Origin of the sequence: Thermosynechococcus sp. HY596 (assembly GCF_030518715.1) — a bacterium.
GTDB lineage: Bacteria > Cyanobacteriota > Cyanobacteriia > Thermosynechococcales > Thermosynechococcaceae > Thermosynechococcus.
The window spans coordinates 1907624-1934440 of the sequence record NZ_CP130346.1; the positions used below are offsets into that span (position 1 = coordinate 1907624).

The 26817-nt window shown below is 53.4% G+C and carries 20 protein-coding genes; 11 read left to right on the forward strand and 9 right to left on the reverse strand.

Annotated features, from left to right (window positions below):
* Window positions 1–3: 3 nt before the first annotated feature.
* The 5 genes from QYC28_RS09435 to bchB all read right to left on the reverse strand — a co-directional run bounded on the left by QYC28_RS09435 (window position 4) and on the right by bchB (window position 6579).
* On the reverse strand, window positions 4–1323 hold the full coding sequence (locus QYC28_RS09435) for a CmpA/NrtA family ABC transporter substrate-binding protein (protein ID WP_149820257.1): 1320 nt from the start codon (window positions 1321–1323) through the stop codon (window positions 4–6).
* A 22-nt stretch (window positions 1324–1345) separates the two neighbouring features.
* Window positions 1346–2908 carry a ferredoxin--nitrite reductase gene (locus tag QYC28_RS09440; RefSeq protein WP_149820259.1) on the reverse strand — a complete coding sequence of 521 codons (1563 nt, stop codon included), beginning with the start codon at window positions 2906–2908 and terminating at the stop codon, window positions 1346–1348.
* A gap of 354 nt (window positions 2909–3262) precedes the next feature.
* Window positions 3263–4552, reverse strand: a complete 1290-nt coding sequence (ahcY, locus tag QYC28_RS09445) for an adenosylhomocysteinase (RefSeq protein WP_149820261.1) — start codon at window positions 4550–4552, stop codon at window positions 3263–3265.
* A 44-nt stretch (window positions 4553–4596) separates the two neighbouring features.
* Window positions 4597–4980, reverse strand: coding sequence for a hypothetical protein (locus tag QYC28_RS09450; protein WP_149820263.1), 384 nt, complete (start codon window positions 4978–4980; stop codon window positions 4597–4599).
* 72 nt (window positions 4981–5052) lie between these two features.
* Entirely contained in the window at window positions 5053–6579 is a 1527-nt protein-coding gene (bchB, locus tag QYC28_RS09455) for a ferredoxin:protochlorophyllide reductase (ATP-dependent) subunit B (RefSeq protein WP_149821788.1), read from the reverse strand.
* Between the two features lie 245 nt (window positions 6580–6824).
* On the opposite strand from bchB, the gene QYC28_RS09460 reads away from it, so the two are divergent.
* Window positions 6825–7973: a citrate synthase gene (locus tag QYC28_RS09460; protein ID WP_302679384.1), complete on the forward strand. Its 1149-nt coding sequence runs from the start codon at window positions 6825–6827 to the stop codon at window positions 7971–7973.
* Window positions 7974–8245: 272 nt separating this feature from the next.
* Complete coding sequence (gene gatB, locus QYC28_RS09465; RefSeq protein ID WP_302680067.1) at window positions 8246–9748, forward strand: Asp-tRNA(Asn)/Glu-tRNA(Gln) amidotransferase subunit GatB; 1503 nt, start codon at window positions 8246–8248, stop codon at window positions 9746–9748.
* On the opposite strand, the gene QYC28_RS09470 is transcribed toward gatB, so the two are convergent.
* The 3 genes from QYC28_RS09470 to QYC28_RS09480 are packed head-to-tail and all read right to left on the reverse strand — an operon-like array spanning window position 9731 to window position 14103.
* On the reverse strand, window positions 9731–11236 hold the full coding sequence (locus QYC28_RS09470; RefSeq protein ID WP_149820267.1) for an NAD(P)H-hydrate dehydratase: 1506 nt from the start codon (window positions 11234–11236) through the stop codon (window positions 9731–9733). The genes gatB and QYC28_RS09470 overlap by 18 nt on opposite strands.
* Window positions 11233–12369, reverse strand: coding sequence for an anhydro-N-acetylmuramic acid kinase (locus QYC28_RS09475; RefSeq protein WP_286649578.1), 1137 nt, complete (start codon window positions 12367–12369; stop codon window positions 11233–11235). The genes QYC28_RS09470 and QYC28_RS09475 overlap by 4 nt, the downstream gene beginning before the upstream one ends.
* Before the next feature lie 9 nt (window positions 12370–12378).
* On the reverse strand, window positions 12379–14103 hold the full coding sequence (locus tag QYC28_RS09480) for an ABC transporter permease subunit (RefSeq protein ID WP_149820271.1): 1725 nt from the start codon (window positions 14101–14103) through the stop codon (window positions 12379–12381).
* 127 nt (window positions 14104–14230) lie between these two features.
* Here QYC28_RS09480 and pyk point away from each other — a divergent pair, with 127 nt between their 5' ends.
* From pyk to QYC28_RS09510, 6 genes are all read left to right on the forward strand, one after another.
* A complete protein-coding gene (gene pyk / locus QYC28_RS09485; protein ID WP_302679385.1) occupies window positions 14231–15664 on the forward strand; it encodes a pyruvate kinase in 1434 nt (477 codons plus the stop codon).
* Between the two features lie 82 nt (window positions 15665–15746).
* Window positions 15747–16454 (forward strand): SIMPL domain-containing protein, encoded by a 708-nt coding sequence (locus QYC28_RS09490; protein WP_302678752.1) that lies wholly within the window; start codon window positions 15747–15749, stop codon window positions 16452–16454.
* 9 nt (window positions 16455–16463) lie between these two features.
* Window positions 16464–17816, forward strand: coding sequence for a DUF3370 domain-containing protein (locus QYC28_RS09495; protein WP_302679386.1), 1353 nt, complete (start codon window positions 16464–16466; stop codon window positions 17814–17816).
* A 70-nt stretch (window positions 17817–17886) separates the two neighbouring features.
* Window positions 17887–19059, forward strand: coding sequence for a molybdopterin-synthase adenylyltransferase MoeB (moeB, locus tag QYC28_RS09500; protein ID WP_149820279.1), 1173 nt, complete (start codon window positions 17887–17889; stop codon window positions 19057–19059).
* A gap of 162 nt (window positions 19060–19221) precedes the next feature.
* Complete coding sequence (locus QYC28_RS09505; protein WP_149820281.1) at window positions 19222–19689, forward strand: photosystem I reaction center protein subunit XI; 468 nt, start codon at window positions 19222–19224, stop codon at window positions 19687–19689.
* A 50-nt stretch (window positions 19690–19739) separates the two neighbouring features.
* Window positions 19740–19856: a photosystem I reaction center subunit VIII gene (locus tag QYC28_RS09510; RefSeq protein WP_149820283.1), complete on the forward strand. Its 117-nt coding sequence runs from the start codon at window positions 19740–19742 to the stop codon at window positions 19854–19856.
* Between the two features lie 109 nt (window positions 19857–19965).
* Here the strand turns inward: QYC28_RS09510 and QYC28_RS09515 are convergent, their stop codons facing one another.
* Window positions 19966–20499: a tetratricopeptide repeat protein gene (locus QYC28_RS09515; protein ID WP_149820285.1), complete on the reverse strand. Its 534-nt coding sequence runs from the start codon at window positions 20497–20499 to the stop codon at window positions 19966–19968.
* Window positions 20500–20627: 128 nt separating this feature from the next.
* Between QYC28_RS09515 and QYC28_RS09520 the strand changes: the two genes are divergently transcribed.
* Genes QYC28_RS09520 through QYC28_RS09530 form a run of 3 tightly spaced genes read left to right on the forward strand, consistent with a single transcriptional unit; the run spans window position 20628 to window position 26808 of the window.
* Window positions 20628–21695, forward strand: coding sequence for a hypothetical protein (locus tag QYC28_RS09520; protein WP_302679387.1), 1068 nt, complete (start codon window positions 20628–20630; stop codon window positions 21693–21695).
* Between the two features lie 55 nt (window positions 21696–21750).
* Entirely contained in the window at window positions 21751–24951 is a 3201-nt protein-coding gene (locus QYC28_RS09525; RefSeq protein ID WP_302679388.1) for a tubulin-like doman-containing protein, read from the forward strand.
* 27 nt (window positions 24952–24978) lie between these two features.
* Entirely contained in the window at window positions 24979–26808 is a 1830-nt protein-coding gene (locus QYC28_RS09530; protein WP_302679389.1) for a hypothetical protein, read from the forward strand.
* Window positions 26809–26817: the final 9 nt, after the last annotated feature.

Sequence of the window (26817 nt, forward strand, 5' to 3'; positions counted from 1 at the left end):
CCTCTAAACTTTTTTCAAATCCAAACCACTCAAGTAGGCCTGAGGATTTTGGGGATCAAAGGCCACACCATCAAAAAAGGTCTCCACGCCCCGAGAGGTGGTGGTGGGAATTTCCGCTGCCGGCACCCCCATCGCTTGAGCGGCTTCGCGCCACAGATCCTCACGGTTTACTTTTTGGATGAGAGCTTTAGTGTCCATATCCGGCGGCAAATACCCCCAGCGAATGTCCTCCGTCAGGAACCACAGATCATGACTTTGGTAGGGATAAGAGGCATTGTCTCGCCAGAACTTCATCGCTAGATCGGGGTTGTCAAAGGTACGGCCATTGCCAAAGTCAAACTTACCGAGGGAGCGATCCAAAATATTCTTCTCGGGTACCTTCAACCATTGCCGCTGGGCAATTATCTTGACCATTTCTGGTTTATTTTCAGGTTGGTCACACCACTGTTGTGCTTCCATCACAGCCATCAATAGAGCTTTAGTGGCCTTCGGATGCTGATCAACCCAATCCGCCCGCAAAGTCAGCGATTTCTCAGGATGATCCTGCCAAAATTCACCCGTGGTAATAGCATCAACCCCCACCTTTTGATTCACCGCTTGTTGTGGCCATGGCTCACCCACACAGAAAGCTTCCATGGTTCCAGTTTTCACATTGGCCACCATTTGCGGAGGAGGCACAACGATCACAGAAACGTCCTTCTCAGGATCAATGCCGCCGGCAGCCAGCCAGTAGCGCATCCACAGATCATGGGTGCCCCCTGGAAATGTCACTGCCACTTTGATCTGCTCTTGCTGATTCTGGGCACGCCGTTCAGCACGGGTTTTAGCAAAGGCCTCCTTCAGGGGGCTACTGTCAGTCCTGATATTGAGATCCTTGTAAGCATTGGCCAAGACAATTCCCTGACCATTCGTGTTTAACCGCGCCAAGATATACATGGGTACAGGTTTGCCACCGGTAATGGTTCCCACGGTCATCAGGTAGGGCATTGGTGTAAGAATGTGGGCACCATCAATGCCACCCCCGGCAGAACCCAAGACCAAGTTGTCGCGGGTCACGCCCCAGGAAGCCTGCTTAATCACCTCCACATCGGGCATCCCATACTTGGCAAACAAGCCCTTTTCCTTGGCAATAATCAGGGGAGCCGCGTCCGTCAGAGCAATAAAGCCCAGTTTCGCTCCCATCACTTCTGGAGTTTCCGCTAGGGTGGTGGGTTGGGCAACATCACTAGTTTGCTGGCTATTACCACAACCGTGGGAGATCAATGTCACGGCCGTTGTAACCGCAGCGGTCACGAGAAAGTGACGCCGGGAGAAAGTCACCATTGGTTTACAAATCCTTTAATTCCTAAACAATCGACAAGGCTAATTCAGCGTGTATCGGAACCTGCAGCGTATGTGAACTGATGGGCTGAGCACCAAAGTGATCAATCAACAGTTGGCGCAGTACCTCCGGCAGTTCATCACAGGGAATCGCTTTTTTCACACAGGTGCCCAGCTTGGCATCCTTACCGACCTTGCCACCCATGTACAAATCCACGGCATCCACGGTTTCGCCGTTACGACGGGTTTTTGTACCCATCAGGCCAATATCGGCCACTTGGGGTTGACCACAGGAGTTAGGACACCCGGTCCAGTGAATGCGCACCGGTTGAGGGAGCACCAGTTGTTGATTCAGCCAGCGGACGAGGGCAAGGGCACGATTTTTGGTTTCAATGAGGGCAAAGTTGCAAAACTGAGCACCCGTGCAGGAAACGAGGGCACGTTCTAAAGGCGGTGGTTCCGGCCGAAACTTAGTGAGGAGGGGTTCGCGCAGCAGGCTTGGTAAAACAGCGCTAGGCACATGGGGAATGATCAGATTTTGCTCCACTGTCAGCCGCACTTCCGATTGGCCATAGACTTGAGCTAGCCGTGCCAATTCATAAAAATCGGTGGCATAGAGGCGCCCTACGGGCACATGCAGTCCCACATAGTTCAACCCCCGCTGTTTTTGGCAATGCACCCCCAGATGATCTCGCTTGTCCCAGTCAATTTCATCCTTGGGAGCGGCACTGAGGAGTTCAAAGGGGAGTTTAGCGGCCACTGCTGCCCGGAATTTTTCGATACCCCATTCATCAATCAGCCACATGAGCCGCGCTTTTTGCCGATTGCCCCGTAGGCCATGGTCACGGAAAATTTCAAGGATGGCACGTGAGAGGTGCACCACAGCATCATCGGGAGGCACCCAAGCATTGAGGGGGATAGCGGCAGCGCAACGCCGAGCAGAGAAGAAACCACCGACCAAAACATTGAAGCCCAAACGCCCTTGCCGATAGGCAGGCACAAAGGCAACATCGTTAATTTCGGCATGGACAGAGTTATCCCGCCCCCCCTCGATCGCAATGTTGAATTTGCGGGGTAGATTGCTAAATTCCGGATTCCCCTGACCGTTGTTGGTAATCATCGCCTGCAATTTCATAATCAGGGGGCGAGTATCAACGAGTTCGGCCGCATCAATGCCCGCCACTGGCGATCCAGTGAGGTTGCGCACATTGTCCATGCCGGATTGCACAGAGGTCAGGCCACAGGCTTGCAGCCGCTCTATGATTTCGGGAATATCCTCAATGGGCAGACCGCGAATCTGAATGTTTTGACGGGTGGTGATGTCACCATTGCCGTTCTCACCATAGCGGTCCACAATTTCGCCAAGGGTTCGCAGTTGTTGACTGGTGAGAATCCCATTGGGTACCCGCAGCCGCATCATGAACCTGCCGGGGGTAACGGGGCGAAAGAAAATCCCAAGCCACTTGAGGCGAACATCGCGGTCAGCTTCAGGAATGCTTTCCCAGCCCATGGCTGCGAATTTCTCTAGCTCTTGTTTAACCGCTAAGACATCTTTCTCTTTTTTAATGGCTTCAATTTTGTTGCTCACGGTTGTTGCCCTTGTCTTCAACGGGTTACTTGAACACCCAATTTAGGCAGGTCAATCATGAACATTTGTAAATTTTGCTACATTTTCTTTGTCGCTATACAGTTTTCGTATTAAAAATATGCCAAAACTGTATCTAACCTTAACTTCAGGGCGGGGGACTTAATCTACCCAAACAACTAAAACAGCCCAAATTGCTCTATAAAAAGATGACATCCGGTTGCGGTAGCCGCTATTTTAGAAAAAGGCTATTGATGACAATAAATTAAAAAATAAATAAAAAGCTGCACCCTGAGATTAGCCCTAGCTAGGACGCAGCACGCAACGTTCTAATGATTTTGCAGGTGGATGGGGGGTCTAAGTGCCAGAAGTCCAAGAGTTCATGTACTCCACCTGTTCCGCAGTGAGGGTATCAATGGCAATGCCCATGGCTTGGAGTTTCAAACGGGCAATTTCTTGATCCACTGCTGCGGGAATGGGATGGATGCCGGCCGCCAATTGACCTTTATTTTTGACAAGATACTCACAGCCAAGGGCTTGGTTGGCAAAGCTCATATCCATCACACTGGCGGGGTGGCCTTCAGCAGCCGCAAGGTTAATCAGTCGCCCTTCCCCCAAAACAATGATGGACTTGCCACTGGGGAGAATGTATTCCTCGGTGAAGTTGCGCACGACGCGGACTTCCTTGGCGAGGGTTTTCAGGGTGGCAAGGTCAATTTCAATGTCAAAGTGACCGGAGTTGGCTACCATTGCCCCATCTTTCATGACGGCAAAGTGCTCGGCGCGAATCACATGCTTATTCCCAGTTACAGTAATGAAAATATCCCCAAGGGGCGCGGCTTCGATCATGGGCATCACCCGGAAGCCATCCATGACTGCCTCAATGGCCCGCACGGGATCAATTTCCGTCACAATCACATTGGCACCCATGCCCCGTGCCCGCAGCGCTGTCCCTTTACCGCACCAGCCATAGCCAGCCACGACAACGGTTTTACCGGCAAGCAGAATGTTCGTTGCCCGAATGATGCCATCTAGGGTGGATTGACCGGTGCCGTAGCGGTTGTCAAAGAAGTGTTTGGTGTCGGCATCGTTGACATTAATGGCGGGGAAGGTGAGGACGCCATCGCGGAACATGGCCTTGAGGCGGACAATGCCAGTGGTGGTTTCTTCGGTGGTGCCAATAATGTCACTGAGTTGGTGCTGGCGCTCTTTGACGAGGGTGGCAACCACATCACAGCCGTCATCAATGATGATGTTGGGACGGTGATCAAGGGCAATATTGACGTGGCGCATATAGGTGGCGGTGTCTTCCCCTTTTTGGGCAAAGACCGGGATGCCGTAGTTCACCACTAGGCTAGCGGCGACATCGTCTTGGGTGGAGAGGGGATTACTGGCAATAAGAACCGCGTCAGCACCGCCGGCTTTGAGGGCGATCGCTAGATTGGCGGTTTCTGTGGTCACATGGCAGCAGGCGGCCAAGCGAATACCGGCAAGGGGCTTTTCTTTTGCAAAGCGATCGCGAATCTGGCGCAGCACTGGCATCTCCCGACTGGCCCATTCAATGCGTTGCTGCCCTAAGGGCGCAAGGCTCAAATCTTTGACATCGTGACGAACAGAGGCTTCAGGTTTAATCGGAGAAGACACCATACTGCGGTTCCTGACAAAAGGTTACGGCTCCCCATTATAATCGCCTAAGGGGAATTCTTCCGCAGTACCCAACTGGTCACCGTGCCGCCGGGGAAAATGAGCAAATTCACGGTGCCAATTTCCAACAGATGCCCCTTGCGATTGCGAAACTGAAAGGTGCAGATATCCACCCCCACCATGAGTTGACAACCCATCAGTTCGCTATAGCCTTGACTGAGGAGATAGGCCACAATCGGGGTTGTCGTTGTCGGATTCACCATTGCCGAATTAACTACGGGTTGCCAACCGCGATCAAGGAGGCGTTGGCGGGCATCGGCATAGCTCATCCCTTGGCGTAAACGCGGAACTCGCTGGGCAAGGGCAGCCGGTGCAAACCCTACCCCTGCTGCCAGTAAACCAAGGGCAATGAAACGTTTCAGCAATACCATAGCAATTGCTTGTTAAATGCCAATCGCTATACGCTGCAAGGGTCAGGTTCATGCAGGTTCCAGAGGTGAAACTTAAGCCCCCACGGCTTCTTTGGCAGCATAGAGCACTTCTACGGTGATCTCGCTAATCCCCTGTTCGCGGGCAAATTTTTCGGTGTTGCGCTTCACCTTGCCGCGCACAAAGCCGGGAATCTTGTTTAATTCCGCTAGCCCATCCGCGGTCCATGTCAAATCCGAGTCGGCGGAAAGCCCCTTGTGAATCACTTCCTTGGTGTCGTGGCCACCAAAAATTTCCAGCAGGTGGTCTTCCATGCCCAAGGTGAAGGAGTTGTAAATTAAATCCACTAGTTGGTTGGTACCTTCGTAGCCAAGGAAGGGTCGATAGCCGACGGGAAAGTCTTGGATGTGGATGGGCGCGGCAATAACACCACAGGGAATGTTGAGGCGTTTGCCCACATGGCGCTCCATTTGGGTGCCAAAGATGGCCGCGGGTTCAACGCGGGCGATCGCGTCCCCCACCACCGTGTGGTCATCGGTAATCAGTACCTCGTCACAAAAGCCCGCCACCTCTGCGCGGAACCAATCGGCATCGTATTTGCAGTACGTCCCCGCCCAAACAACGTGGATGCCCATTTCCCGACTGAGAATTTTGGTCATTGCCGCTGCATGGGTATTGTCCCCAAAGACCACTGCTTTTTTACCGGTGAGGTTTTGGCAGTCAATGGAGCGGGAAAACCAAGCGGCTTGGGACACCTCCCGTGTTTGCTGTTCAATAAAGGCTTCGTAGTCCACATTGGCTCCTTGGGCATTGAGCACCGCTTGAATGGCACGGATACAGCGGGCGGTTTCCACCACACCCATCGGCGTCATCCTCACGCTTGGCTGGCCAAATTCCGTTTCTAGGTACTGGGCGGTGAGGCCGCCAATTTCCCGATAGGGGACAAGGTTAAACCATGCTTGGGGCAGTCGGGCAAGGTCGTGGACGCTGGCCGCCGCAGGAATCACCAGATTCACCTGAATGCCAAGGTTGGCCATGAGTTGTTTCAGCTCGCGGCAGTCATGCTGATTGTGGAAGCCGAGGGTGGTGATGCCAATAATGTTGACGCTAGGGGTGGGGGTTTTGCTGGTCACTAAGGTGCCTTGGCGGCGGGCTTTGTCAATATAAAACTGCACGATTTGCTCAAGGGTGCGATCGGCGGCTTGCAATTCATTGACGCGATAGTGATTGACATCCGCCAAGAGGACATCGGCAGTGGTGCTGAGGCTGGCGCGTTGGACAAAGTTTTGTAAGTCTTCCTGAAGAATGCTAGAGGTGCAGGTGGGGGTGAGCACAATTAAATCAGGGTGCTCTTCAGTGTCTTTGCGGGTGATATTGTCCACCACTTTTTCTTGGGAGCCGCGTGCCAAGACATGGCGATCGACAATACTGGCCGTAACAGGCGTAAAGTCGCGCTCTCGCTCGAGCATCGATCGCATGACGTTGAAGTAATCATCCCCAAGGGGCGCGTGCATAATGCCATGAACATTTTTGAAGGAACTGGCAATGCGCAGAGTACCAATGTGGGCAGGCCCTGCATACATCCAGTAGGCAAGTTTCATCGCGTCAACTCCTTGGGCAAAGGCATTTTGATGTCCGATCGCGATCGTAGCGAGGCTCTTTCCCTCGCCCGCCAAAACGTTACAAAACTTGAATGAAGTGGGAATGTCCCTTAACAAACCTCACGGAATTCCCTATCCGCCTATGCAGTGGGGTCGTTCACCATACCAACATCTTTCCCCTCTCCCCTAAAATTGATCAATACTGCAATTCCAATTCAGTTTGCCCCTTTTAAGGACACCCACGCATGGTTGCTTGCGAATTTAGCCCCGGTCTTGACGGTATTCCCGTTGCTCAGTCGGCCATTAGCTATGTGGATGGCCAAGCAGGCGTTCTTGAGTATCGCGGTGTCCCGATTGAGGAACTAGCGGAGAAAAGCACATTTTTGGAAACTGCCTTCCTCTTGATTTGGGGTTACTGGCCGAACAAAGAGGAGTTAGCAGCCTTTGAGCACGATATTACTTACCATCGCCGCGTGAAATATCGCATTCGCGACATGATGAAATGCTTTCCCGACAGTGGCCATCCCATGGATGCCCTACAGGCCTCGGCGGGAGCCTTGGGATTGTTCTATTCGCGGCGGGCCCTCGACGATCCGGAGTACATTCGGGCAGCAGTCATCCGCCTCTTGGCCAAAATTCCAACAATGGTGGCGGCGTTTCAACTGATTCGCAAGGGGAATGATCCGGTCATGCCCTGTGATGAGCTGGACTATGCGGCCAACTTTCTCTACATGCTCAATGAGCGGCGTCCCGATCCCTTTGCGGCACGGGTATTTGATATTTGCTTGATTCTCCATGCCGAGCACACGATGAATGCCTCTACCTTCTCGGCGCGGGTGACGGCCTCGACATTGACAGACCCTTACGCTGTGGTTGCTTCAGCGGTGGGTACACTGGCAGGGCCACTCCACGGGGGCGCCAATGAAGATGTGATCAATATGCTCGAAGAAATCGGCAGCGTGGAGAATGTCCGTCCCTATGTGGAAAAGTGCGTCCAGAATAAGATCAAAATTGCCGGCTTTGGCCACCGCGTGTATAAGGTCAAGGATCCCCGCGCCACGATTTTACAGAAGTTGGCGGAACAGTTGTTTGATAAGTTTGGCGGCGATCGCTACTACGACATTGCCCTGAAACTGGAAGAAGTGGTGGGTGAATACCTCAGTTACAAGGGGATTTATCCCAATGTGGACTTTTACTCGGGGCTTGTCTATCGGCGGTTGGGCATTCCTAGTGATCTGTTTACGCCTGTGTTTGCGATTGCCCGCGTGGCCGGTTGGCTAGCCCACTGGAAAGAACAACTGGAGGCCAATCGCATCTATCGCCCCACCCAAGTCTATACGGGTGCCCACAATCAGCCCTATGTGCCCATGGAGGAGCGCAATCATCGCCCCTAGCTCTTGATCCTCAATTCCCCCCCCTGAAGACAGTCCTTTTCTGAAAATGGATATAGACCTAGGGCAATCAAATACTCTCCTGTACTTGCTTTCACAGCCTTAGCGTGTTCCATCCTTGGGAAAAGGGCTGTAAGCTGCTTTATAGTGGCGGTACCCTTGTGGAGTTTCTGATGGCAAAGGCAAAATCAAGCAAACGGCAAGCATCGAAAACCTCAAAAACATCAAAAACGGCGAAATCCACCCCATCAACCTCGACGCAGCAGGCAGCAACCATTGCGCCTGAACCCACCCCTGTGGATCCCGCCAGTCTCACCTACGAGGCGGTGATTGGCCTAGAGATTCACTGCCAACTGAGTACCCAAACCAAAATTTTCTCGTCTAGCTCGACCCAGTTTGGGGCACCCCCGAATACCAACATTGACCCAGTGTGTTTGGGTTTGCCGGGGACACTCCCTGTGTTGAATGAAAAGGTGCTTGAGTATGCGGTGAAGGCGGGTTTAGCCCTCAATTGTCAGATTGCCCCCTACAGCAAATTCGATCGCAAGCAGTATTTTTATCCCGACTTGCCGAAAAACTATCAAATCTCGCAGTACGACCTGCCCATTGCCCAGCATGGCTACCTTGAGATTGAACTGGTGGATGACAACGGCACCGCCCACCGTAAAAAAATTGGCATTACTCGCCTGCACATGGAGGAAGATGCCGGCAAACTGGTTCACGCGGGGAGCGATCGCCTGTCTGGCTCCACCTACTCCCTAGTGGACTTGAATCGGGCAGGGGTGCCCCTTGTGGAAATTGTCTCTGAGCCAGATCTGCGCACGGGTCAAGAAGCTGCCGAATATGCCCAAGAACTGCGGCGCATTCTCCGTTACTTGGGGGTTTGCGACGGCAATATGCAGGAGGGGTCGCTGCGCTGCGATGTCAATATCTCCGTGCGCCCCGTGGGCAGCAACACCTTTGGCACCAAGGTCGAGATTAAGAATATGAACTCCTTTAGTGCCATCCAACGCGCCATTGACTATGAAATTGAGCGGCAAGTCGCTGCCGTCAAAGCGGGCGAAGCCATCGTTCAAGAAACCCGCCTCTGGGATGAGGCCACGCAGCAAACGCGCACCATGCGGGTCAAGGAAGGCTCCAGTGACTACCGCTACTTTCCTGAACCCGATCTCGGACCCATTGAAGTCAGTGCTGAGCAACTGGCCACTTGGCGTGCGGCTCTACCTGAACTGCCAGCGCAAAAGCGGCACCGCTACGAGACCGAGTGGGGCCTGCCCCCCCAAGACGCCCGTGTGCTCACCGATGAGCGAGCCGTTGCCGAATACTTTGAAGCCACCGTTGCCGCCGGGGCACCCCCGAAATTAGCGGCCAACTGGATCATGGGGGATATTACCGCCTATCTCAAGGAACAAAAGCTGGCGATCGAGGCACTGCCTCTGAAACCTGCTGAATTGGCGGAACTGATCCAACTGATTGAGGCGGGCACTATCAGTAGCAAAATGGCCAAGGATCTGCTGCCGGAGTTACTGGCTCAAGGTGGCTCCCCGAAAGCCCTTGTCGAGAAAAAAGGCCTCAGTCAAATCTCTGATGTCGCTACCCTTGAGGCAATGATTGATGAGGTGCTGGCGGCACACCCCAATGAACTGGAACAATACCGCGCCGGCAAGACAAAACTTCAGGGCTTCTTTGTTGGCCAAATCATGAAGAAAACCGGCGGGCGCGCCGATCCCAAGCTGACCAATCAACTCTTGGCCAAAAAGCTAAACGCCAGCAGTTAGAGCAGCGTGCAGCGTCGGTAACAGGTGGGCAATCAGTTGTTCAGGATAGACCCCTAGGGCAGTGGCCTCTCGTTCTGCCTGAAGGCCTGCTTGAGCGTGCCACCAAACCCCACCATAGGTTGCGCTGAGGGCTTCCTGCTGCGCCAAAAGACCGCCAATAAGCCCTGTGAGGACATCGCCACTGCCCCCTCGGGCAAGGGCGGGGGTACTGTGGGGGTTGATCCAGAGGTCACCCTTCGGAGAGGCAATGGCTGTCCGTGCGCCCTTGAGAAGAACAATGGCATTACTGCGGCTCGCAGCGGCGGTCACTTGATCAAGGCGATCGCCGGTGACAAGGTCTGGAAACAGGCGCCGAAACTCGCCATAGTGGGGGGTTAAGATGACGGAACTCAGCAGTGGCCATGGCGAGAGGGTAGCTAGGATATTCAGGGCATCGGCATCCAAGACAAGGGGTTGCCCGGCACCGAGAACGGTTTCCACAACGGGCACCGCCTCAGGGGTTAGCCCCGGCCCACAGGCAATGGCTGAGAACTTGCTCAAGTCTAGTGGTTCCGGCAAGCCAGCGATCGCCCCCCTCGCTGTTTCTGGACAGCCAACAACAATGGCATCGGGGACTCGTGAGAGCACAAGGGACTTCAGGGACTGGGGCACTGCCACCACTAGCATTCCCACACCCGTACAGCGGGCGGCGAGGGCACTGAGGAGAATACTGCCGCCAAACTGGGCAGAGCCGCCAATGAGTAACAGTTGTCCCTGCTGATACTTGTGGGTAATGGGCGATCGCGACAGGGGCAATTCTTGCCAACAGGAAGCATCTAAGCAATATCGCCGGGGCGCAGTCGCCAACACCGCTTCAATCACCACCGCAGGAATATCAAAGGGGATTAACACCCCCTGCCCCACCCAAGGCTGTGCTTCCTCTACCAGTAGCCCCCGCTTCCACAGTCCTAAACAGAGGGTGCGATCGGCCTGAATTGCCGTACCCAAAACTGCCCCGGTATCACTGTGGAGTCCCGAGGGGACATCAATACTCACCCGTGGTTGCCGCCACGTGTTGATTTGGTCAATGGCAGCGGCAAGTTCACCCGTCAGTTCCCGCTCTAGGCCAAAGCCAAAAAGACCATCCACGATCAGGTCAACCTCTTGCAAGCTGTCCACCGTCTCGACAAAGGGCAGACCGAGAAAGCGGGCATAGCGGGCATGATCCGCCGTCAGGGGTTTCAAACGTTCAAAGGGCTGCCAGACCTGCACCCCATAGCCGCGGTGCCATAGTTCCCGCGCCACCACCAGAGCATCGCCGCCATTGTGCCCCGGACCGGCCAAAACCCCAACACGGGAATACCGTGGAAACTGATGCTGGAGAAAGTCGCTGAGGCGTTGTCCCACCTTTTCCATCAGGGCAGGCACTGGAAAGCCGGCATTGAACATCGCCCCCTCGATTGCCTGCATTTCAGCCGTGGTGACAATGGCTGGAAAGGTTGTTTTCATGACTGTCCAATCCAACACTGACCCAAGGGAACCGCTTGGCGCGCACCTGTGACTTGGGGTAAATTCCCCGGCAAGCCCAACTCATGCCAGTAGGCGAGAATAGCGAAGGCGATCGCCTCTTTGGCATCCACCGGTACGCCCGCCGTCGCAGTGGTTTCCACGGGAATGTCTCCTAAATGCATCTGAAGGCGCTCCCTGAGAAAACGATTGTGGGCACCGCCGCCACAGAGGAAGATCCGCTGCGGTTTTTGGGGCAAAAATTGGCGATAGCTCTCAACCATACTGCGAGCCGTAAATTCCGTCAGTGTGGCCAGAAGATCCGCAGGCGCCAGACCAGCAGCCTCAGTGCGGCATCGCTGCCAAAAGGGCAGACCAAAGTATTCTCGCCCTGTGGACTTTGGCGGCGGCTGCTGAAAGAAGGGGTCTTGCAGCCAGTGCTCTACCAGTGGATCGATAATTTTGCCCTGCCGCGCCCATGCCCCATCGGCATCGTAGGTGAATTCACCCCCCGATAACTCCGTTACGGCCAGATCAAGCAGCACATTGCCGGGACCTGTATCCCAACCCATGACCCCTTTGCCCTCAGGATCCTCTCGTTGAGGCGGCAAGTAGGTAACATTGCCGATGCCACCGATGTTTTGCACACAGCGGACTTCCGTGGGATGACTGAGAAGACACCAATCGATCCGAGGCACGAGGGGCGCTCCTTGACCCCCCGAGGCAATATCCTGAGCACGAAAGTTAGCAATGGTGGTAATCCCCGTGCGCCAAGCAATCCAATCTCCCCGTCCCAGTTGTAGGCTGTAGCCGAGGCGATCGCCCGTGGGGGGGCGATGAAAGACCGTTTGACCGTGGGAGCCAATGAGATCTGCGCGGGGATATCCCTGTTGAACCGTTTGTGCTGCAAGGGCAAAGGCCTCGGCGATCGCCTCATCCAACTCCGCCAACGCTGCAAGGGTCAAGGGTTTTGCGCCACAAATGTCGAGAATCTGCTGCCGTAGGGCTGTGGGATAGGGCACCGTACAAAAATTCAGCACCTGTACCTCAAGGTCGCGATCGCCCCCCGCCAATGCAACTAAGGCCGCATCAATCCCATCCACCGAGGTTCCGCTCATCAGGCCAATGACACGCATAGTCTGCGCCTACAACAGTTGATATTTCGTTTCCGCCAAGCGGTAGAGGGGGCGCCAAACCAAGCGGTTGGTCAAAACCACCAATAGTGACATGACTGCCGTGGCGGCCATCAGTAGGGGAAAATCCCCCCGAACGCTAGCCTCAGAAATCGTGGCCCCCAAGCCAAGGGTTTGCTCCGTTTGATTCTGAAATTCCACATATTCACTGACAATGCTGGAGTTCCAAGCGCCGCCTACCGCCGTAATGATGCCCGTAATCAAATAGGGAAAAATGCCGGGCAGGATCAGGGTGCGCCACCGCTGCCACCAAGAGAGTTGATAGACCACCGCTGCTTCAAATAATTCCGTGGGAATCGCCTGGGCACCGGCAATGACATTAAAGAGGATGTACCACATCGTGCCCAGCATCATGAGAGCCACAGAGCCAATCTCCAAACCCCCACCCACATTGGCCAGCGCCAACAGCAGCACTGGAAACAGCGCCGTAGCCGGTACCGATGCCGCAATTTGGACAATGGGTTGCAACACTTGAGCAGCACGGGGATTGCGACCGATCGCCACCCCCACTGGAACTGTCCACAGTAGGGAGAGAACCAGTGCCACCACTACCCGCACCGTGGTCAGAACCGCCCCTAGACCAATTTGCTGCCAATCTTGCCAACTGACACCAAACATTTGCCGCAAAAAGGCGATCGCTCCCCAACCCACGAAGGCGGCAAAAATCAGCAAAATGATGGGGGTTATCGGCCAGTTGCCTTGGTCATTCTGGGGGGCAACAGATTGACGTGGGTGTTTGGGGCGCAACTGCTCATCCAGTCGTTCCCAGACGGGGGCAAAGATATTTTGGTGGAAGGCTCGCAACGTGGGCGATCGCCGCAGGAAATCAAGAACGAAGGATTTAGGAACATTCTCCGCCTCGACCATTTCCATCTTGAATTTTTCGCCCCAAGCAATGAGAGGGCGCCACACCAGAATATCAATCACGATAATGATGCCAATTAATACCGCCAGACCGTAGGCCAATGCTGCATAGTCCTGTTGGTTGGCTGCTTCCGCCAGATAGGAACCTAACCCCGGCAACGTAAAGGTTTTCTCGCCAATGGTAAAGGACTCGATCGCCATCAGGAAAAACCAGCCCCCCGCCACTGACATCACACTATTCCAGATCAGGCCAATGGCACCCGCCGGCAAATCCAGCGTCCACACCTGCTGCCACCACCCCAGCCGATAAATTTTTGCCACCTCCCGCAGCTCCCGAGGCACGCTAATCAAAGACTGATAAAAGCTAAACGTCATGTTCCAAGCCATCCCCGTGTAGATGAGGATAATGGCCGCCAATTCCACGCCAATACGGCTCCCCGGAAAGAGGGCAATCAGTGCCAGCACCACCCCCGGCAAAAACGACAGCACGGGAATCGATTGCAGAATATCCAGCAGCGGCAGCAGGATTTTTTCAGCAGTGCGATTGTAGTAGGCAATATAGGAATAGAGGATGCTAAACACCAAGGAGATGATATAGGCAATGAGCATCCGCAGCAGCGTTTGAGCGGTGTAACTTGGCAAGACCGCTGGACTCAGCTCAATGGTGATCGTGGGATCATACTGTCCTGTAAACTGCGCAGCCGTGTTGACAATCCAAAAGATCAGGGCAATCAAGGCCAAAATAATCAGGCCATCTTGCCAAGTCCAAGCACGATTCAGCGTTTGATTATCGGGGGTAAGGGGGCGTGCCATCGCGGCCTCCAGCGGTAGTCTCCACGAGGCAAATTATAGCCACATCCCTGTAGCCACAAAAGTTAATGTCCAATGCAAGCCAGAACACCACCGGATTCCCTGACCTATGCCTAAGATTTAGGAGAGCATGAAGTTATCCCCCTCTCCTATGCTGTTTCGTCGCACCAAAATTGTCGCCACCATTGGCCCTGCCAGTCGATCGCGGGAAGTGATTCAGCAGATGCTCGCCGCCGGCATGAATGTGGCACGGTTAAATTTCTCCCATGGTGACTATAAAGATCATGCCGAAACCATTGCCCTGCTGCGACAAGTGGCCAATGAAGCAGCAACGCCCCTGACACTCCTGCAAGATTTGCAAGGCCCGAAGATTCGCGTTGGTCAGCTTCCTGAAGGGAGCATTGAATTAGTGGAAGGGGAGCAAGTCCACCTCGTGCCGCTCACTGAGGAAGAGACACAAGGCATTGGCATTGATTATCCCTATCTTGCCGAAGAGGCGCAGCCGGGGATGCAGGTGCTCTTGGATGATGGCCTCTTGGAATTGGTGGTCGAGGCCATTGCGGGAGATCGGGTCACCTGCCGGGTGGTGCAGGGGGGCACGCTCAAAAGTCGTAAGGGGGTAAACTTGCCGGATCTCAATCTGCGGCTGCCTTCCCTCACAGACAAAGACAAGCAGGATATTCAATTTGGCATTGAGCAGGGGGTCGATATTATCTCCCTGAGTTTTGTGCGCCGAGCTGAGGATCTCTGGGAGTTGCGGGAGTACTTGGCGACCCACGGTGCCAGTGATATGCCTGTGCTGGCAAAAATTGAGAAACCCCAAGCAGTGGAAAATCTCTCAGCGATTTTAGGGGTGGCCGATGCAATCATGGTTGCGCGGGGCGATCTCGGTGTGGAGATGCGGGTAGAGAAGGTGCCGCTGCTGCAAAAGCAAATTATTCGCGAGTGCAACTACCGCAGTATTCCTGTGATTACGGCAACCCAAATGCTAGAGAGTATGATCCACAATCCCCGACCGACGCGGGCAGAGGCCAGTGATGTCGCCAACGCCATTCTTGATGGTACAGATGCGGTGATGTTGTCGGGCGAATCTGCTGTGGGGGCTTTTCCTGTGCAGGCGGTGAAGATGTTGGCGCGGATTGCAGCGGATGTGGAGCCGCACCTTGAGTTTGACAATATGCCCGCCTACCGCAATGATGAGACCCATGCCCTAGGTGAAGCCTTAACCACCATTACTCAAATCCTCGATCTGCGGGCGATCGCCTGCTTTACGGAAACCGGCTATACCGCAACCATTGCCTCTGGGGAACGGGTGAAACCCATGATTGTCGCCTTTACCGATCGCCCCCGCGTTTATCACTGGATGAATTTGCTCTGGGGTGTGAAGCCGATTCTTTTAGAAACGCTGCCTATGACGTTTGAAGGAATGATTGCCGTGGCCGAAAACCAACTCAAGGAGCGCCAAATGGTTACTGAGGGCGATAAAATTTTGATTCTGGGCGGCATTCCTGCCCAAACTCCCCAAGGAACGAATTTTATTAAAATTCATACGATTAGCGCCTAAAGGGGAACAGAATCCCAGTGAGAGGCGGTCTGGAGAGAAACAAGGTTCATGAGTTTTTTGCTGAGCTGTGGTGAATACCGCTGTGAAACATCCGTTAACGCCTTTTTATACCCTCAGTCTTGCCGCGCTTCTTGTTGGCGGATCTGTGGTGGTTGCTGAGCGACCCGCCGTGAGCCAAGAAGCCCAACGTACCCTGACGGTTACAGGTCGAGGCACAGAAGCCATTTCAGCAACCCTTGCCCAAGTCAGCCTAGGGGTCGAGGTGCAAGGTCGCACGGCTCAAGAGGTACAGCAAGAGGTGGCGCGGCGAGCCAATGCCGTTTTGGCGGTTCTGCGGGCACGGGAAGTCAGTCAACTGCAAACCACGGGGCTGAGCCTCAGTCCCAATTATCAATACACCAACAATCAGCGGATACTGGTGGGCTATATCGGGCGCAATACGGTGAGTTTTCGCATTGCTAGCGATCGCGTGGGGCCCCTGCTTGATGCTGCTGTCCAAGCTGGCGCAACGACAATTGACAATATTAGCTTTACGGCACCAGAGGCGACGATTGCCGCTGCCCAACGCACTGCCCTGCAGCGAGCGACCCAAGATGCCCAAAGTCAAGCCCAAGCGGTGCTCAGCGCCCTCAATCTCCAACCGCGCCAAGTGGTGAGCATTCAAATTAATCAGGCGGCACCCCCGCCAAGACCCCTTGCCGTTCGGGCAGCAAACATGGCCGATAGCACGCCTGTGGTGTCCGGGGAATTACAGGTAGAGGCAAGTGTAACGCTGCAAATGAGCTACTAGGTCTCGGTAATGTCTGTTCATTTCCGTTGGTTTTTGGGGAGCGGTGCGGCCTTGGTTGTCATTTCCCCAGTGCTGGCTCAGGCGCCGGCAACAATTGAAAAACCGCAAAAAGTGCTCCCTTTACCGGGGGCTCTTGATCAGGTGCCTGTGTTGAATAGCAATAGCCCAGAGGTGGTGCAGCAATCAGGGATTCTCCTGTCCACATTTCCGCCAGCGGGCAAAGCAACTCCTAGTGCCCACTTGAACTTTGCGTTTCGCGATCGCTTTGATATTTTTGCCCACCATATTGCGAAGCCCCGCGACCCGCAGGATCTCACGACCCTCTACCTAGGGATTCTCGCCTACAACCCCAGTTCTGAACCGGTAACGGTGAATTTGATCCATGCCGCCAGTTACTTGAGTCAGCCGGATGCGCCCTTTCGTCCTCTGCCCAATCAGCAGGCGAATGATCTCGGCCAAGTTTTTGCTGGTCCGGGCGATCGCGTCATGCTGGATATTCTGCGACAACGGCGGCAATCGGGATGGCCCGCACAAGTCGTGATTCCCCCGCGCAGTTATGCCCTGATCGCCAATTTACCGATTCCGGTCAAGGGACTCGACCCCCCCCTCAATGGCCGTTCGCTGCTGATTCGTGCCCGCAGTAGTGGCAACATTTACTTGGCCAGTTTAGCCCGCTTTGGCAATGAACCGCCGACCCTAGAGCAATGGCAGCAGACACTGACGGCAGGGGAATTGGTCACCCCCCGCGATCGCGCCCCCACACCCCCCGATCAAGGGGGCAGCATTATCTATGGCCGAGTGGCGGGTGTCGCCCTTGGCTCCCGCTGGCACAATCCCCAACAACAACCGATTCCGATTCCCGCTGCGGGTACCGCCTTCTCCTATCCCATTAGTTCGTTAGTGGCAGGGCGCTTGGGCACAGGACAAGTGCAAACGGCTCCCCTCGTGGTGCGCTATCCCGATACGGCCTATGCTGCCCATGGCAACTATGGCATTGAATATGATCTGGTGCTACCGCTACAAAACACCAGCGATCGCCCCCAGACCGTGCGCCTTGCCCTCCAAACCCCCATCAAATTCGACGCCCCCGCCAGGGGCTTACGGTTCTTTGCTGAACCACCCAACCGCATCTTTTTCCGAGGCAGTATCCGATTGCGCTTCCGCGATGATCAAGGCACCCCCCAAAGTCGAATCATTCACCTTGTCCAACGTCAGGGCCAGCAGGGGGACGATCTCGTGCGGCTCACGCTACAACCCCAAGAAATCCGCTGGGTACAGTTCACCATGCTCTATCCGCCGGATGCGACCCCCCCCCAAGTGTTGACAATTGAAACCTTGGCAGATCCTCTGTCGCGCCCCTAAGTAAAATAAGAAAATCCCCTCACCCTTGCTGATCGGGTTAGATCAGCCGCATTTTTTATGAAGGGCTACCATGCTAAATCCAGACCTTTCTACGATTGAACTCACGAAAGACGACTATGAACGCTATTCCCGCCATCTGATTTTGCCAGAGGTGGGTGTTGAGGGTCAAAAACGCCTCAAAGCTGCCAGCGTGCTTTGCATTGGCACGGGTGGATTGGGATCACCTCTGCTGCTCTATCTCGCCGCTGCCGGTATTGGCCGCCTTGGCATTGTAGATTTTGATGTGGTGGATAGCTCCAATTTGCAACGGCAGGTGATCCACGGCACCTCTTGGGTGGGCAAGCCGAAAATTCAATCGGCCAAGCACCGCATCCTTGAGATCAATCCCTACTGCCAAGTGGATCTCTACGAAACTCGCTTGAGCGCCGCCAATGCCCTTGAGATTATGGCAGACTACGACATTGTGGTGGATGGCACCGATAACTTCCCCACCCGCTACTTGGTGAACGATGCCTGTGTGCTCCTGAATAAGCCCAATGTCTACGGCTCGATCTTTCGCTTTGAGGGCCAAGCCACGGTCTTTAACTATGAGGGCGGCCCTAACTATCGTGATCTCTATCCGGAACCGCCGCCACCGGGTCTGGTGCCCTCCTGTGCGGAAGGGGGCGTTCTTGGGATTCTACCGGGTATGATTGGCGTCATCCAAGCCACGGAGACGATTAAAATTATTCTTGGCAAAGGCACAACCCTCAGTGGCCGCCTCTTGCTCTTCAACGCCCTAGAGATGAAATTCCGTGAACTCAAGCTGCGCCCCAACCCCGAACGGCCAGTCATTGACAAGCTCATTGACTACGAAGAATTCTGTGGTATTCGCCAAGCCAAAGCACAGGAGGCCGCCCAAATGGCAGAAATTCCCGAAATGACGGTGCAGGAACTCAAAGCCCTCATGGACAGTGGTGCCCAAGATTACGTCCTTGTGGATGTGCGCAACCCCAACGAGTACGAAATTGCCAAAATTCCCGGCGCTGTACTCGTTCCCCTATCGGAAATTGAAAATGGCCCTGGTGTGGAGAAAATCCGCAATCTGGTGAATGGCCATCGCCTCTTGGTGCACTGCAAGATGGGGGGGCGCTCTGCCAAAGCCTTGGGCATCCTCAAGCAAGCGGGCATTGAGGGGATCAATATCAAAGGGGGCATCAACGCCTGGAGTCAGGAAGTCGATCCCAGTGTACCCACCTACTAACCCCAACTCGAGGGCGGGGCTGCGTAAGGGGATGTTGCGATACATGAACTTTCTTGAAGAGATGAACGCCCTCTCTCGCGCGATCGCCCGCCCTTGCCTAGAATAACCACTTAGGTTCGTGCCTGTGCGCGGACATGACGGAATGCTAGGGAAATAAAAATCATGGCAGAAGAACTGGTTAAGCCATACAATGGCGATCCCTTTGTGGGGCACTTGTCAACGCCCATTTCTGACTCTGGCCTAGTGAAGACTTTTATTGGTAACCTCCCCGCCTATCGTCAAGGCCTCTCCCCCATTCTGCGGGGTCTTGAAATTGGCATGGCCCATGGCTACTTCCTCATTGGTCCTTGGGTCAAGCTCGGTCCCCTGCGGGACTCCGATGTGGCCAACTTGGGCGGTTTGATTTCTGGTATCGCCCTGATTTTGATTGCCACGGCCTGCTTAGCGGCCTATGGTCTAGTCAGTTTTCAAAAGGGTGGCAGCAGCAGCGATCCCCTGAAAACCGGTGAGGGTTGGAGTCAGTTTACGGCTGGCTTCTTTGTGGGGGCTATGGGTGGTGCCTTTGTGGCCTTCTTCCTCCTCGAAAACTTTGCTGTTGTCGATGGCATCATGACCGGCCTCTTTAACTAGGGCTTTGGTCACACTTTACTTTTGATCACCCAGAAGGAGAACCGCTGATTATGATGGGATCTTACGCTGCATCCTTTTTGCCTTGGATTTTTATTCCCGTGGTGTGCTGGCTGATGCCCACGGTGGTGATGGGGTTGCTGTTCCTCTATATCGAAGGAGACGCCTAAACCGAGGGGTAGCTTATCCAGCTAAATACACAGAGTGAATTGCGAACTGGTTGGGAAATGTCCTAGCCAGTTTTTTATTGTTAACTAGTTTTTGCTTGACGAGGTATCCTCAAGCCGCCGCGCCACTCAGCCGTTTTTTCAGGGAATTCACCCGCCGTTGGGCGATCGCGTTGTTGGGGTCGTATTTCAAGGTATGTTGATAGGCTTCAAGGGCAGGTTGGGCTAGGTTCTTTTTCTCATAGGCGTGACCGAGGTTGTTGGCAGCCGTGATGTACTCAGGCTGGTTTTTTAGAGCCTCTTTGTACTGGCGAATGGCCAAGTCATACTGCTCCTGCATGAAGTAGGCATAGCCAAGGGCATTGTAGATGGGAGCAAGGTAGGTTTCGCCTTCGTTTTCAGCCGCCTTCAGAGCCTTTTGAAACAGGGGAATGGCTTGACTGGCCAGTTTCTTTGTCAGGTAGATGCTGCCTAGCTCAAAGTATTCCTGAGTCGTGCCCGGTTCCTGCTTGAGTTTTCGTTGGAGGCGTGCCAAAGTAGATTCAATGCGGCGGGTTTTGAGGATTTGTTTGACCACAAACCAAGCTGAGACGCCGAGTAGAATAATCAACACACTTAAATAAACCGCAGGTAAGGCATTCTCCATGGTAAGTCGTATCCCCAGTAACAACCGATCGCTTTGCAACTTAGGTGCTATGCATTTATTCCTTAGGTCTATGATAAACAGAGGCGACCCCTTTAACCCTAGAAATCTCGCAATTTAAGCCACCGACTATGAATCCACCTGTGGTTCCCGGCAATCGTCCCCTCACCCCCCAGCAAAAGGACGGGTTGGCGTGGGTTGGGCGTTGGGGCGGTCGGGATGTGGTGCTGGCGATCGACCTCACGGAAAGTGTCGGCTTCAATGATCCAGGGCGGCTCCACCTACGGCAGATCATTGAAAAAACCTTAACCAAGGGGGACACCGTTCATATTCTGCCCTTTGCCATGACGGTGCGATCGCCCGTGGTCTTTGAATACCAAGGGCCTGTGGATATTCCCAAAATTTTAGAAGCGGTGCCCATGAATGCCGGCACTGAGCAGGGCACCGATATTATGTGTGCCGAACTCTTTGTCTATCGCTATTTGGCGCAACTCAACCAAGACCGCCTCCACAATCAGCAACCGATCAAAAACCAGTCGGTGATTTGGATTACGGATGCTCCCCTCAACCTTCCCCAAGGGCAAGCGGATCAGTGGATAGAAGTCCCCAATAGTGTCTGTGGCCTAGCCGATACCCCAGAAGCCCAAGAGCGCAGCCAATGGTTTGCGGCTCTACCAATGCAGCAGCGCAGTATTCAGCCCGGCAACTTTCAGCTAACCGTTGTCGATGTGCCAGCCACAGTGCAGGAATTTTGTACCCCTAAACCCGGCGGCGGCGACATCTGTCTAGTGGACGCCTATCTTCGGGGACAACTGGGGTGGCAGATTCTGCTGGCGAGTGTCTTGGGGGTGTTGGTTCTTGGGGCTGGCTTGTGGTTCGCTGTGCATTGGCTGCGGCAGCAAATTCCTTGGTCTGTCACTGTTCAGGTGGGGGATCAAGAGTATCGCTTTGCCCTCAAGCATGGCCAAAAAATTGGCGTCGGCGGTAGTGTCGCTGGTACGTTCTTGGTGGTGCCTTTGCCCAGTATGATGGCGATCGCCATCCTTGAACGGCGAGATCAAAACCTGATCATTCATGCCCTAGAATCAGGAGAACTCACCTGTGATGGTCAGCCAATCTTTGGCTCGATCACCATTCCTAAACAGCGTAGCTTTGCTCTCCTTGCATACAAGGATGAAATCATCAGGATAACCCTATAAAGTGATTCCTTAAGGTTGATCTCTTTCGTTTAGCAGCAGACTCATGGGGGGCTGGATGTTTACCACAGATACCGCAGAAAACAATAATTTGACCGTTATGCCCGTTATCTGCGTAGGGCTAGGGGGCACCGGGCGAGATGTTCTGGTACGCATTCGCCAAAATATCATTGAAGAATTTGGTTCCTTGGCCGATCTACCCATCGTCAGTTTTGTGCAAATTGATACCGATCGCGGGGGGCCCATTCCCAGTTACCGAGGCCAAAGCATTGAATTTACCCCGGCTGAGGAAGTCCATATCCGCGTTTCCCTCAACGAAGTCAATGAATTTAAGCAGAACTACGAACGGCGGAAAAAAAATGCCTATGTGCAAAATTCCGACGACCATATCCTTGAATGGTTTCCCGATCAACTGATTCGCAACCTCAGCGCCATTGAGCAGGGAGCAGGTGCCGTGAGGGCAGTGGGTCGTTTTGCCCTCTTCAAAAATTATGATCGGGTGGTGAGAACCTTGAACTTAGCCCATGGCCGTGTGGTTGGTGCTGATGCGGGTGCCCTGATTGCCCGTGGCATCGAAGTCAGGCCAGGGTTACGGGTTTTTGTGGCGGGTTCCCTGTGCGGCGGTACCGGTAGCGGCCTGTTTCTCGATATCGGCTACATTCTGCGGCGGCTCTTTGCCGAAAGTGTGCCCAACTTTGAAACCTACGGCTACTTTGTCGTCAGTCCCGATCTCTACGGTGGCAACGATGTCGTCAAGGCCAACTGCTACGCTGCCCTCAAGGAATTGGACTATTACACCCGCAAGGGCACCATTTTTAATGCCCAATACCCCGGCGAACGCCGTCTAGGGGAGTCTCGCCCGCCCTACGACTACATCTACTTGATGTCCAACGCCACCCCCGGCGGCACATTCATCATTCCCCCAACGGATCCCAACGCCAAGGGCAAAATCGCCAACACCATTGCTCAGAAAATTTGCCTCTTTTTGAGTAGTAGTGCGACGGCTGCCGCTGCAATCTCTGCCCGTGACAATTTGCGTTCCATTGATGCCACCGAAGAATACGATAAACACCCCCGCCCAAATCGCCAGCGCTACATGGCCACTGGACTGGCGAGCATTTACTTCCCCCAAGACAAGATCAATTTGCTGGCCGCCAACCAAATCAAAATTCAAGTGTTAGAGTTCTGGAAAAATGGTCTTGGTCAAGCCCCCACTAACAGCCAAATGCAGCAGTTCTATACAAGTCAATTTGACTGGGGGACGGATGATCTAGGGCAACTGCTGAAACAACGGTTAGAAAAAGTCCCCGTGCAGGGAGGAACGCTAAGTGCCAATTTAGAACGCTGGCGCAACGATCAATATAGTCAAATTAGTGCAGCCCAATCCCGTGGGCAACAAGATCTGTTAAAAACGCAATTTCCCCAGAATGCCATGGCACTGCTGAACTATGTGCGCCCTGCGGAGAACAGCAAAGAACGGGGGGTTTGGCTCACGCCAATTGTTGAGCACACGTCAGACGTGACCAATGACATCAAAGCCAGTATTGAAAAATTTCTAGAGCAAATCCTGCAACCAGATCACCAATTCTTTGGCCTCGACAATGCCATTAACTGGCTACAGGGACTCAAGACTAACTTCGAGCGTGTCCGTGCTCAATACGAGGCGAATCGTCCCCAAAATGCTGATGCGGAACTGCGCAATATCACTACCCAACTGCAAAATGAGGTGCAGGCAATTCAGGGGCAGCTTCTTCCCTTTGGCAAAACGGCAAAAATTCAAACTGCCTTTCGGGTGGCTGTGGATCAAGTGCTGACCCTCGCTCGCCAAAATTACCAATCGCAGGTGAGTCGTCAAGCCCGGGTGGCTACAGAAGACCTGATTGTATTTACGAATCAAAAAATTGCCCAGTTGGTGCAGTTACGCAACTTCATCCAAGAAAATATCCTCGTACTGCAACGGCGGGGTGAAAAGCTCTCGGAAGTCAATGTTCAAGAGCGAATTGGCTTGCCCATTGTCAATCCCCAAGACACCGAAAATGCGATTAATGCGGTGTTGCCCCCCAAGGAAGGGGAGCGGCGCTTGGCTCTGGAACAGCTTTCTACTGAGGTGATTCAAAAAGCAGTGGTTGTCAGCACAGAGGCGCCACCGAGCTTAGAACGCTTCCTCAAACCCCAGTTTACAGCGGAAGTTCCCATTGCCCTTGATCAAGTGGTGGACAGACGGATTTCGACCTTGATGCTGGCACTGCGGGGATCGGCAATTCAGCGTTTTATGGAAATGGGCAGCCGCGAGCAGTTGATTGCGTATTTAACATCGCTGAAGAATCAGTCGGACATTCTGCTGCCTCTGAATCTTAATGACGGCTATTTTAACAACGCCCCCCATAAGCGAACGGTCTTCATTGCCTATCACCAACCCCCCACAGAGGATGCCTATGTGCAGGCCTTTACCCAACTGCTGACGGAAACAGGGATACTGGGGAATGCACAGCGGGTGCAATTGCCGGCGTCAGAACAGCATCAAGTGATTTTCATGACGGAGTATGCCGGCTTTCCCCTGCGGTTGATCAATGATTTGACGGCCAAGAATTTCCAGTATGCCTACGAAAACCGAGGCGACGCGGGCAATTTTGACGCCCTGCATACCAATAAAACGATTACGCTCACGGATATTTTGCCGCCCCCGCCAGAAGTGGTGCGGGAAGTGCAGGAGCTGTTCTTTAAGTGCCTCGGCTTGAGAATGTTTGCCCTAGAGGGCGATAATCTTGTCTTTGATCCTAAAAACAAGGGCAGGAAAATTACCTTTGGGAATGATTGGTCAGTCGTTATTGATCAATTAACTTGGGTGCAGATTCGCAACCAAGATCAACGTACCATGACATTAACAGATGTCCTTCACCAACAACTGAATGGGGTAATTGAGCTTCTAGTGAGTAATCCCCCGCAATGGCAAAAGGACTATCGGCCACATGTGATGACACTCATTGAGGAAATTCGCGCCTATCCACCCGATCACATTAACTTTGCCATGGTGCCAATTGTGGCAGGGACAGAGATTCAAGGCCTCACGGGGATTGCCCAAAAGGGCATTCTTGAGGAGTTGATTGAGGAACTGGACAAACGCATTGAGGATCGCTGGAGCCAAACATTGACCTCGGGTACAACTCGGAGCGATCGCCTACTCAATCAGTCACCACCCCCTGAGCAACAAGATGTTGACGCGGCAGATGAGGATGATCAAGACAAACTAGAGCAATAACGCATTGTTTTCCCTGAGGTAAAAAGAATGGAGCTGTTTAGCCTGTTTCTAGAAGAGGTGCAGGGTTCGCCCATCCTCCAACTCTTTATTGGCACGCCGATCCTCATTGCCTTTATGAGTGCTGTGCTGCGGTGGCGCCTTTTTTTACGGTTAATGGAGTTTATCCGCTGGCAGTGGGCTGTGGCCAGTGAGACGACACAAGCGCCCGTTCTCATTCAGAACCTGCGGCAGCGGATGACGCGCTGCTTAGAAAAGTACGACGAGATCAATACAGTTACCTTAGTGGACTACATGCTTGGCCAAGAACGGCTGTGGGGCATGTCCCTAGAGCAAATTGAGTACCTGACACGGGTAACCCCCAACTTACTGATTGCGATTGGGTTGCTGGGCACGTTTTTGGGAATCACGATCAATGTCTTTAGCATCATCGACAACTTGGGAACACTGGATATTTCTGCCCTTCAAGGGGAAAATCCTGCCCAACAGAATGTTGTGATTCAGGAATTGTTCACTCGGTTCCGTCAGCCGCTGCGGGGAATGGCGCTGGCCTTTGTGTCGAGTTTGGTCAGCCTTTCGCTGGGAATTTTGCTAACCTTTATCAATTCTATTTGGAATACCACTTTGGCACGGCGGCACTTTTTCACAGCCGTAGAACTGTATCTGGATCATGAACTAGCTAGTGAACAACGAAACCCCACTGGACGGTTGATTAAATCCATTGATGACAACTTTTCTATCTTTTTAGAGAACTTCCATGAAACTGTCACTAGCGCAATTAGAGAACCCCTCGAGTGGGAATTGGCCAATCTTAGGCAAATGTACAGCAGGAATATTGAGCTAGCGGAGAGGGTCTTTGCCAGAATCGATAACGCAGCGGGCAATCTTGTGTCTGGGGCAAATATCTTTCAGACCGCAGTGCAGACATTGGAAAATAGCGAGTTTGCGGAGAAATTTAGTACGGCAACACAGCAACTTGCGCAGTTTATTGATCAGTTGACGACAGCGGCGGCGCGATCGCAAGAACTGAATAGTCAAGTGATTGCCCTGACCACCAAGGTTTCAGAAACCCTAGAGCGGGTCAATCGCACCCACGTGAATTTTGAGGAAATTGCCAGCGATCTCAGCACCACCACGACCACCTTTAGACATATTCACGACATGGTTTTGGGCTTGGTCAACCAGATTGAGCAGGTGAATCGGCAAGTGGCGCAGAAGTCCACGGAACTGGCACAAGTCGCAGATCAACTGACGGAACTGCTGGCGATCGCCCAAAGATCACAAAATACCCTGAGCCAAAATCAACAGGAACTCCTAACGATGCTGCGCTCTATGGAGCGACTTAGTAATGATGTTGGCCAACACCTCCTCCAAGGGAATGAGGAACTGCGGCAAGTGCGTTTTGGTGTTAGCAAGTTTTGCACGGAAGTGTCCAATATTATTGAGCAGAACAAAACCAGTCAAGAGCAGTTGCTCACTCTTTTGAGGAAGAATACCTCCCATGTCGAACAACTGAGTACAGCCGCAAACCAAATTTCCCGTGTCACAGAGCAGTTGGATCGGCAATATAAATCCCTCACCGACCAGTTAACAACTCTCAGAAATAGCTTTGAAAACTATCGCAAGCAACGCTCCGCAAGCGATGGCGATCGCCAGAGCCAGATCAAAGCCCTTGAGAAGTGCCTAGAGCAAGTGACGGATCAAATTACCCAAGTGGTCAACGAGCAGTTAAGCCAATTGAAGAAACACAGCCAAGACTCTAGCCAATCAATGACCAAAGCCGTTCAATCCCTTGAGCAAATCAATGGCAACTTGGTGACTCTCTCCCAAAAAATTACACCCGCTCCCACGCAAACTTAGGTAATTGTC

What these genes read in the sequence shown, in the direction of transcription:
- QYC28_RS09510 (WP_149820283.1), top strand. Translation starts at nt 19,740, where the DNA reads ATGATGGGATCTTACGCTGCATCCTTTTTGCCTTGGATTTTTATTCCC.
- pyk (WP_302679385.1), top strand. Translation starts at nt 14,231, where the DNA reads ATGAAGTTATCCCCCTCTCCTATGCTGTTTCGTCGCACCAAAATTGTC.
- QYC28_RS09520 (WP_302679387.1), top strand. Translation starts at nt 20,628, where the DNA reads ATGAATCCACCTGTGGTTCCCGGCAATCGTCCCCTCACCCCCCAGCAA.
- QYC28_RS09505 (WP_149820281.1), top strand. Translation starts at nt 19,222, where the DNA reads ATGGCAGAAGAACTGGTTAAGCCATACAATGGCGATCCCTTTGTGGGG.
- QYC28_RS09480 (WP_149820271.1), bottom strand. Translation starts at nt 14,103, where the DNA reads ATGGCACGCCCCCTTACCCCCGATAATCAAACGCTGAATCGTGCTTGG.
- QYC28_RS09435 (WP_149820257.1), bottom strand. Translation starts at nt 1,323, where the DNA reads ATGGTGACTTTCTCCCGGCGTCACTTTCTCGTGACCGCTGCGGTTACA.
- QYC28_RS09475 (WP_286649578.1), bottom strand. Translation starts at nt 12,369, where the DNA reads ATGCGTGTCATTGGCCTGATGAGCGGAACCTCGGTGGATGGGATTGAT.
- QYC28_RS09460 (WP_302679384.1), top strand. Translation starts at nt 6,825, where the DNA reads ATGGTTGCTTGCGAATTTAGCCCCGGTCTTGACGGTATTCCCGTTGCT.
- ahcY (WP_149820261.1), bottom strand. Translation starts at nt 4,552, where the DNA reads ATGGTGTCTTCTCCGATTAAACCTGAAGCCTCTGTTCGTCACGATGTC.
- moeB (WP_149820279.1), top strand. Translation starts at nt 17,887, where the DNA reads ATGCTAAATCCAGACCTTTCTACGATTGAACTCACGAAAGACGACTAT.
- QYC28_RS09470 (WP_149820267.1), bottom strand. Translation starts at nt 11,236, where the DNA reads ATGAAAACAACCTTTCCAGCCATTGTCACCACGGCTGAAATGCAGGCA.
- bchB (WP_149821788.1), bottom strand. Translation starts at nt 6,579, where the DNA reads ATGAAACTTGCCTACTGGATGTATGCAGGGCCTGCCCACATTGGTACT.
- QYC28_RS09450 (WP_149820263.1), bottom strand. Translation starts at nt 4,980, where the DNA reads ATGGTATTGCTGAAACGTTTCATTGCCCTTGGTTTACTGGCAGCAGGG.
- QYC28_RS09525 (WP_302679388.1), top strand. Translation starts at nt 21,751, where the DNA reads ATGTTTACCACAGATACCGCAGAAAACAATAATTTGACCGTTATGCCC.
- QYC28_RS09495 (WP_302679386.1), top strand. Translation starts at nt 16,464, where the DNA reads ATGTCTGTTCATTTCCGTTGGTTTTTGGGGAGCGGTGCGGCCTTGGTT.
- QYC28_RS09530 (WP_302679389.1), top strand. Translation starts at nt 24,979, where the DNA reads ATGGAGCTGTTTAGCCTGTTTCTAGAAGAGGTGCAGGGTTCGCCCATC.
- QYC28_RS09515 (WP_149820285.1), bottom strand. Translation starts at nt 20,499, where the DNA reads ATGGAGAATGCCTTACCTGCGGTTTATTTAAGTGTGTTGATTATTCTA.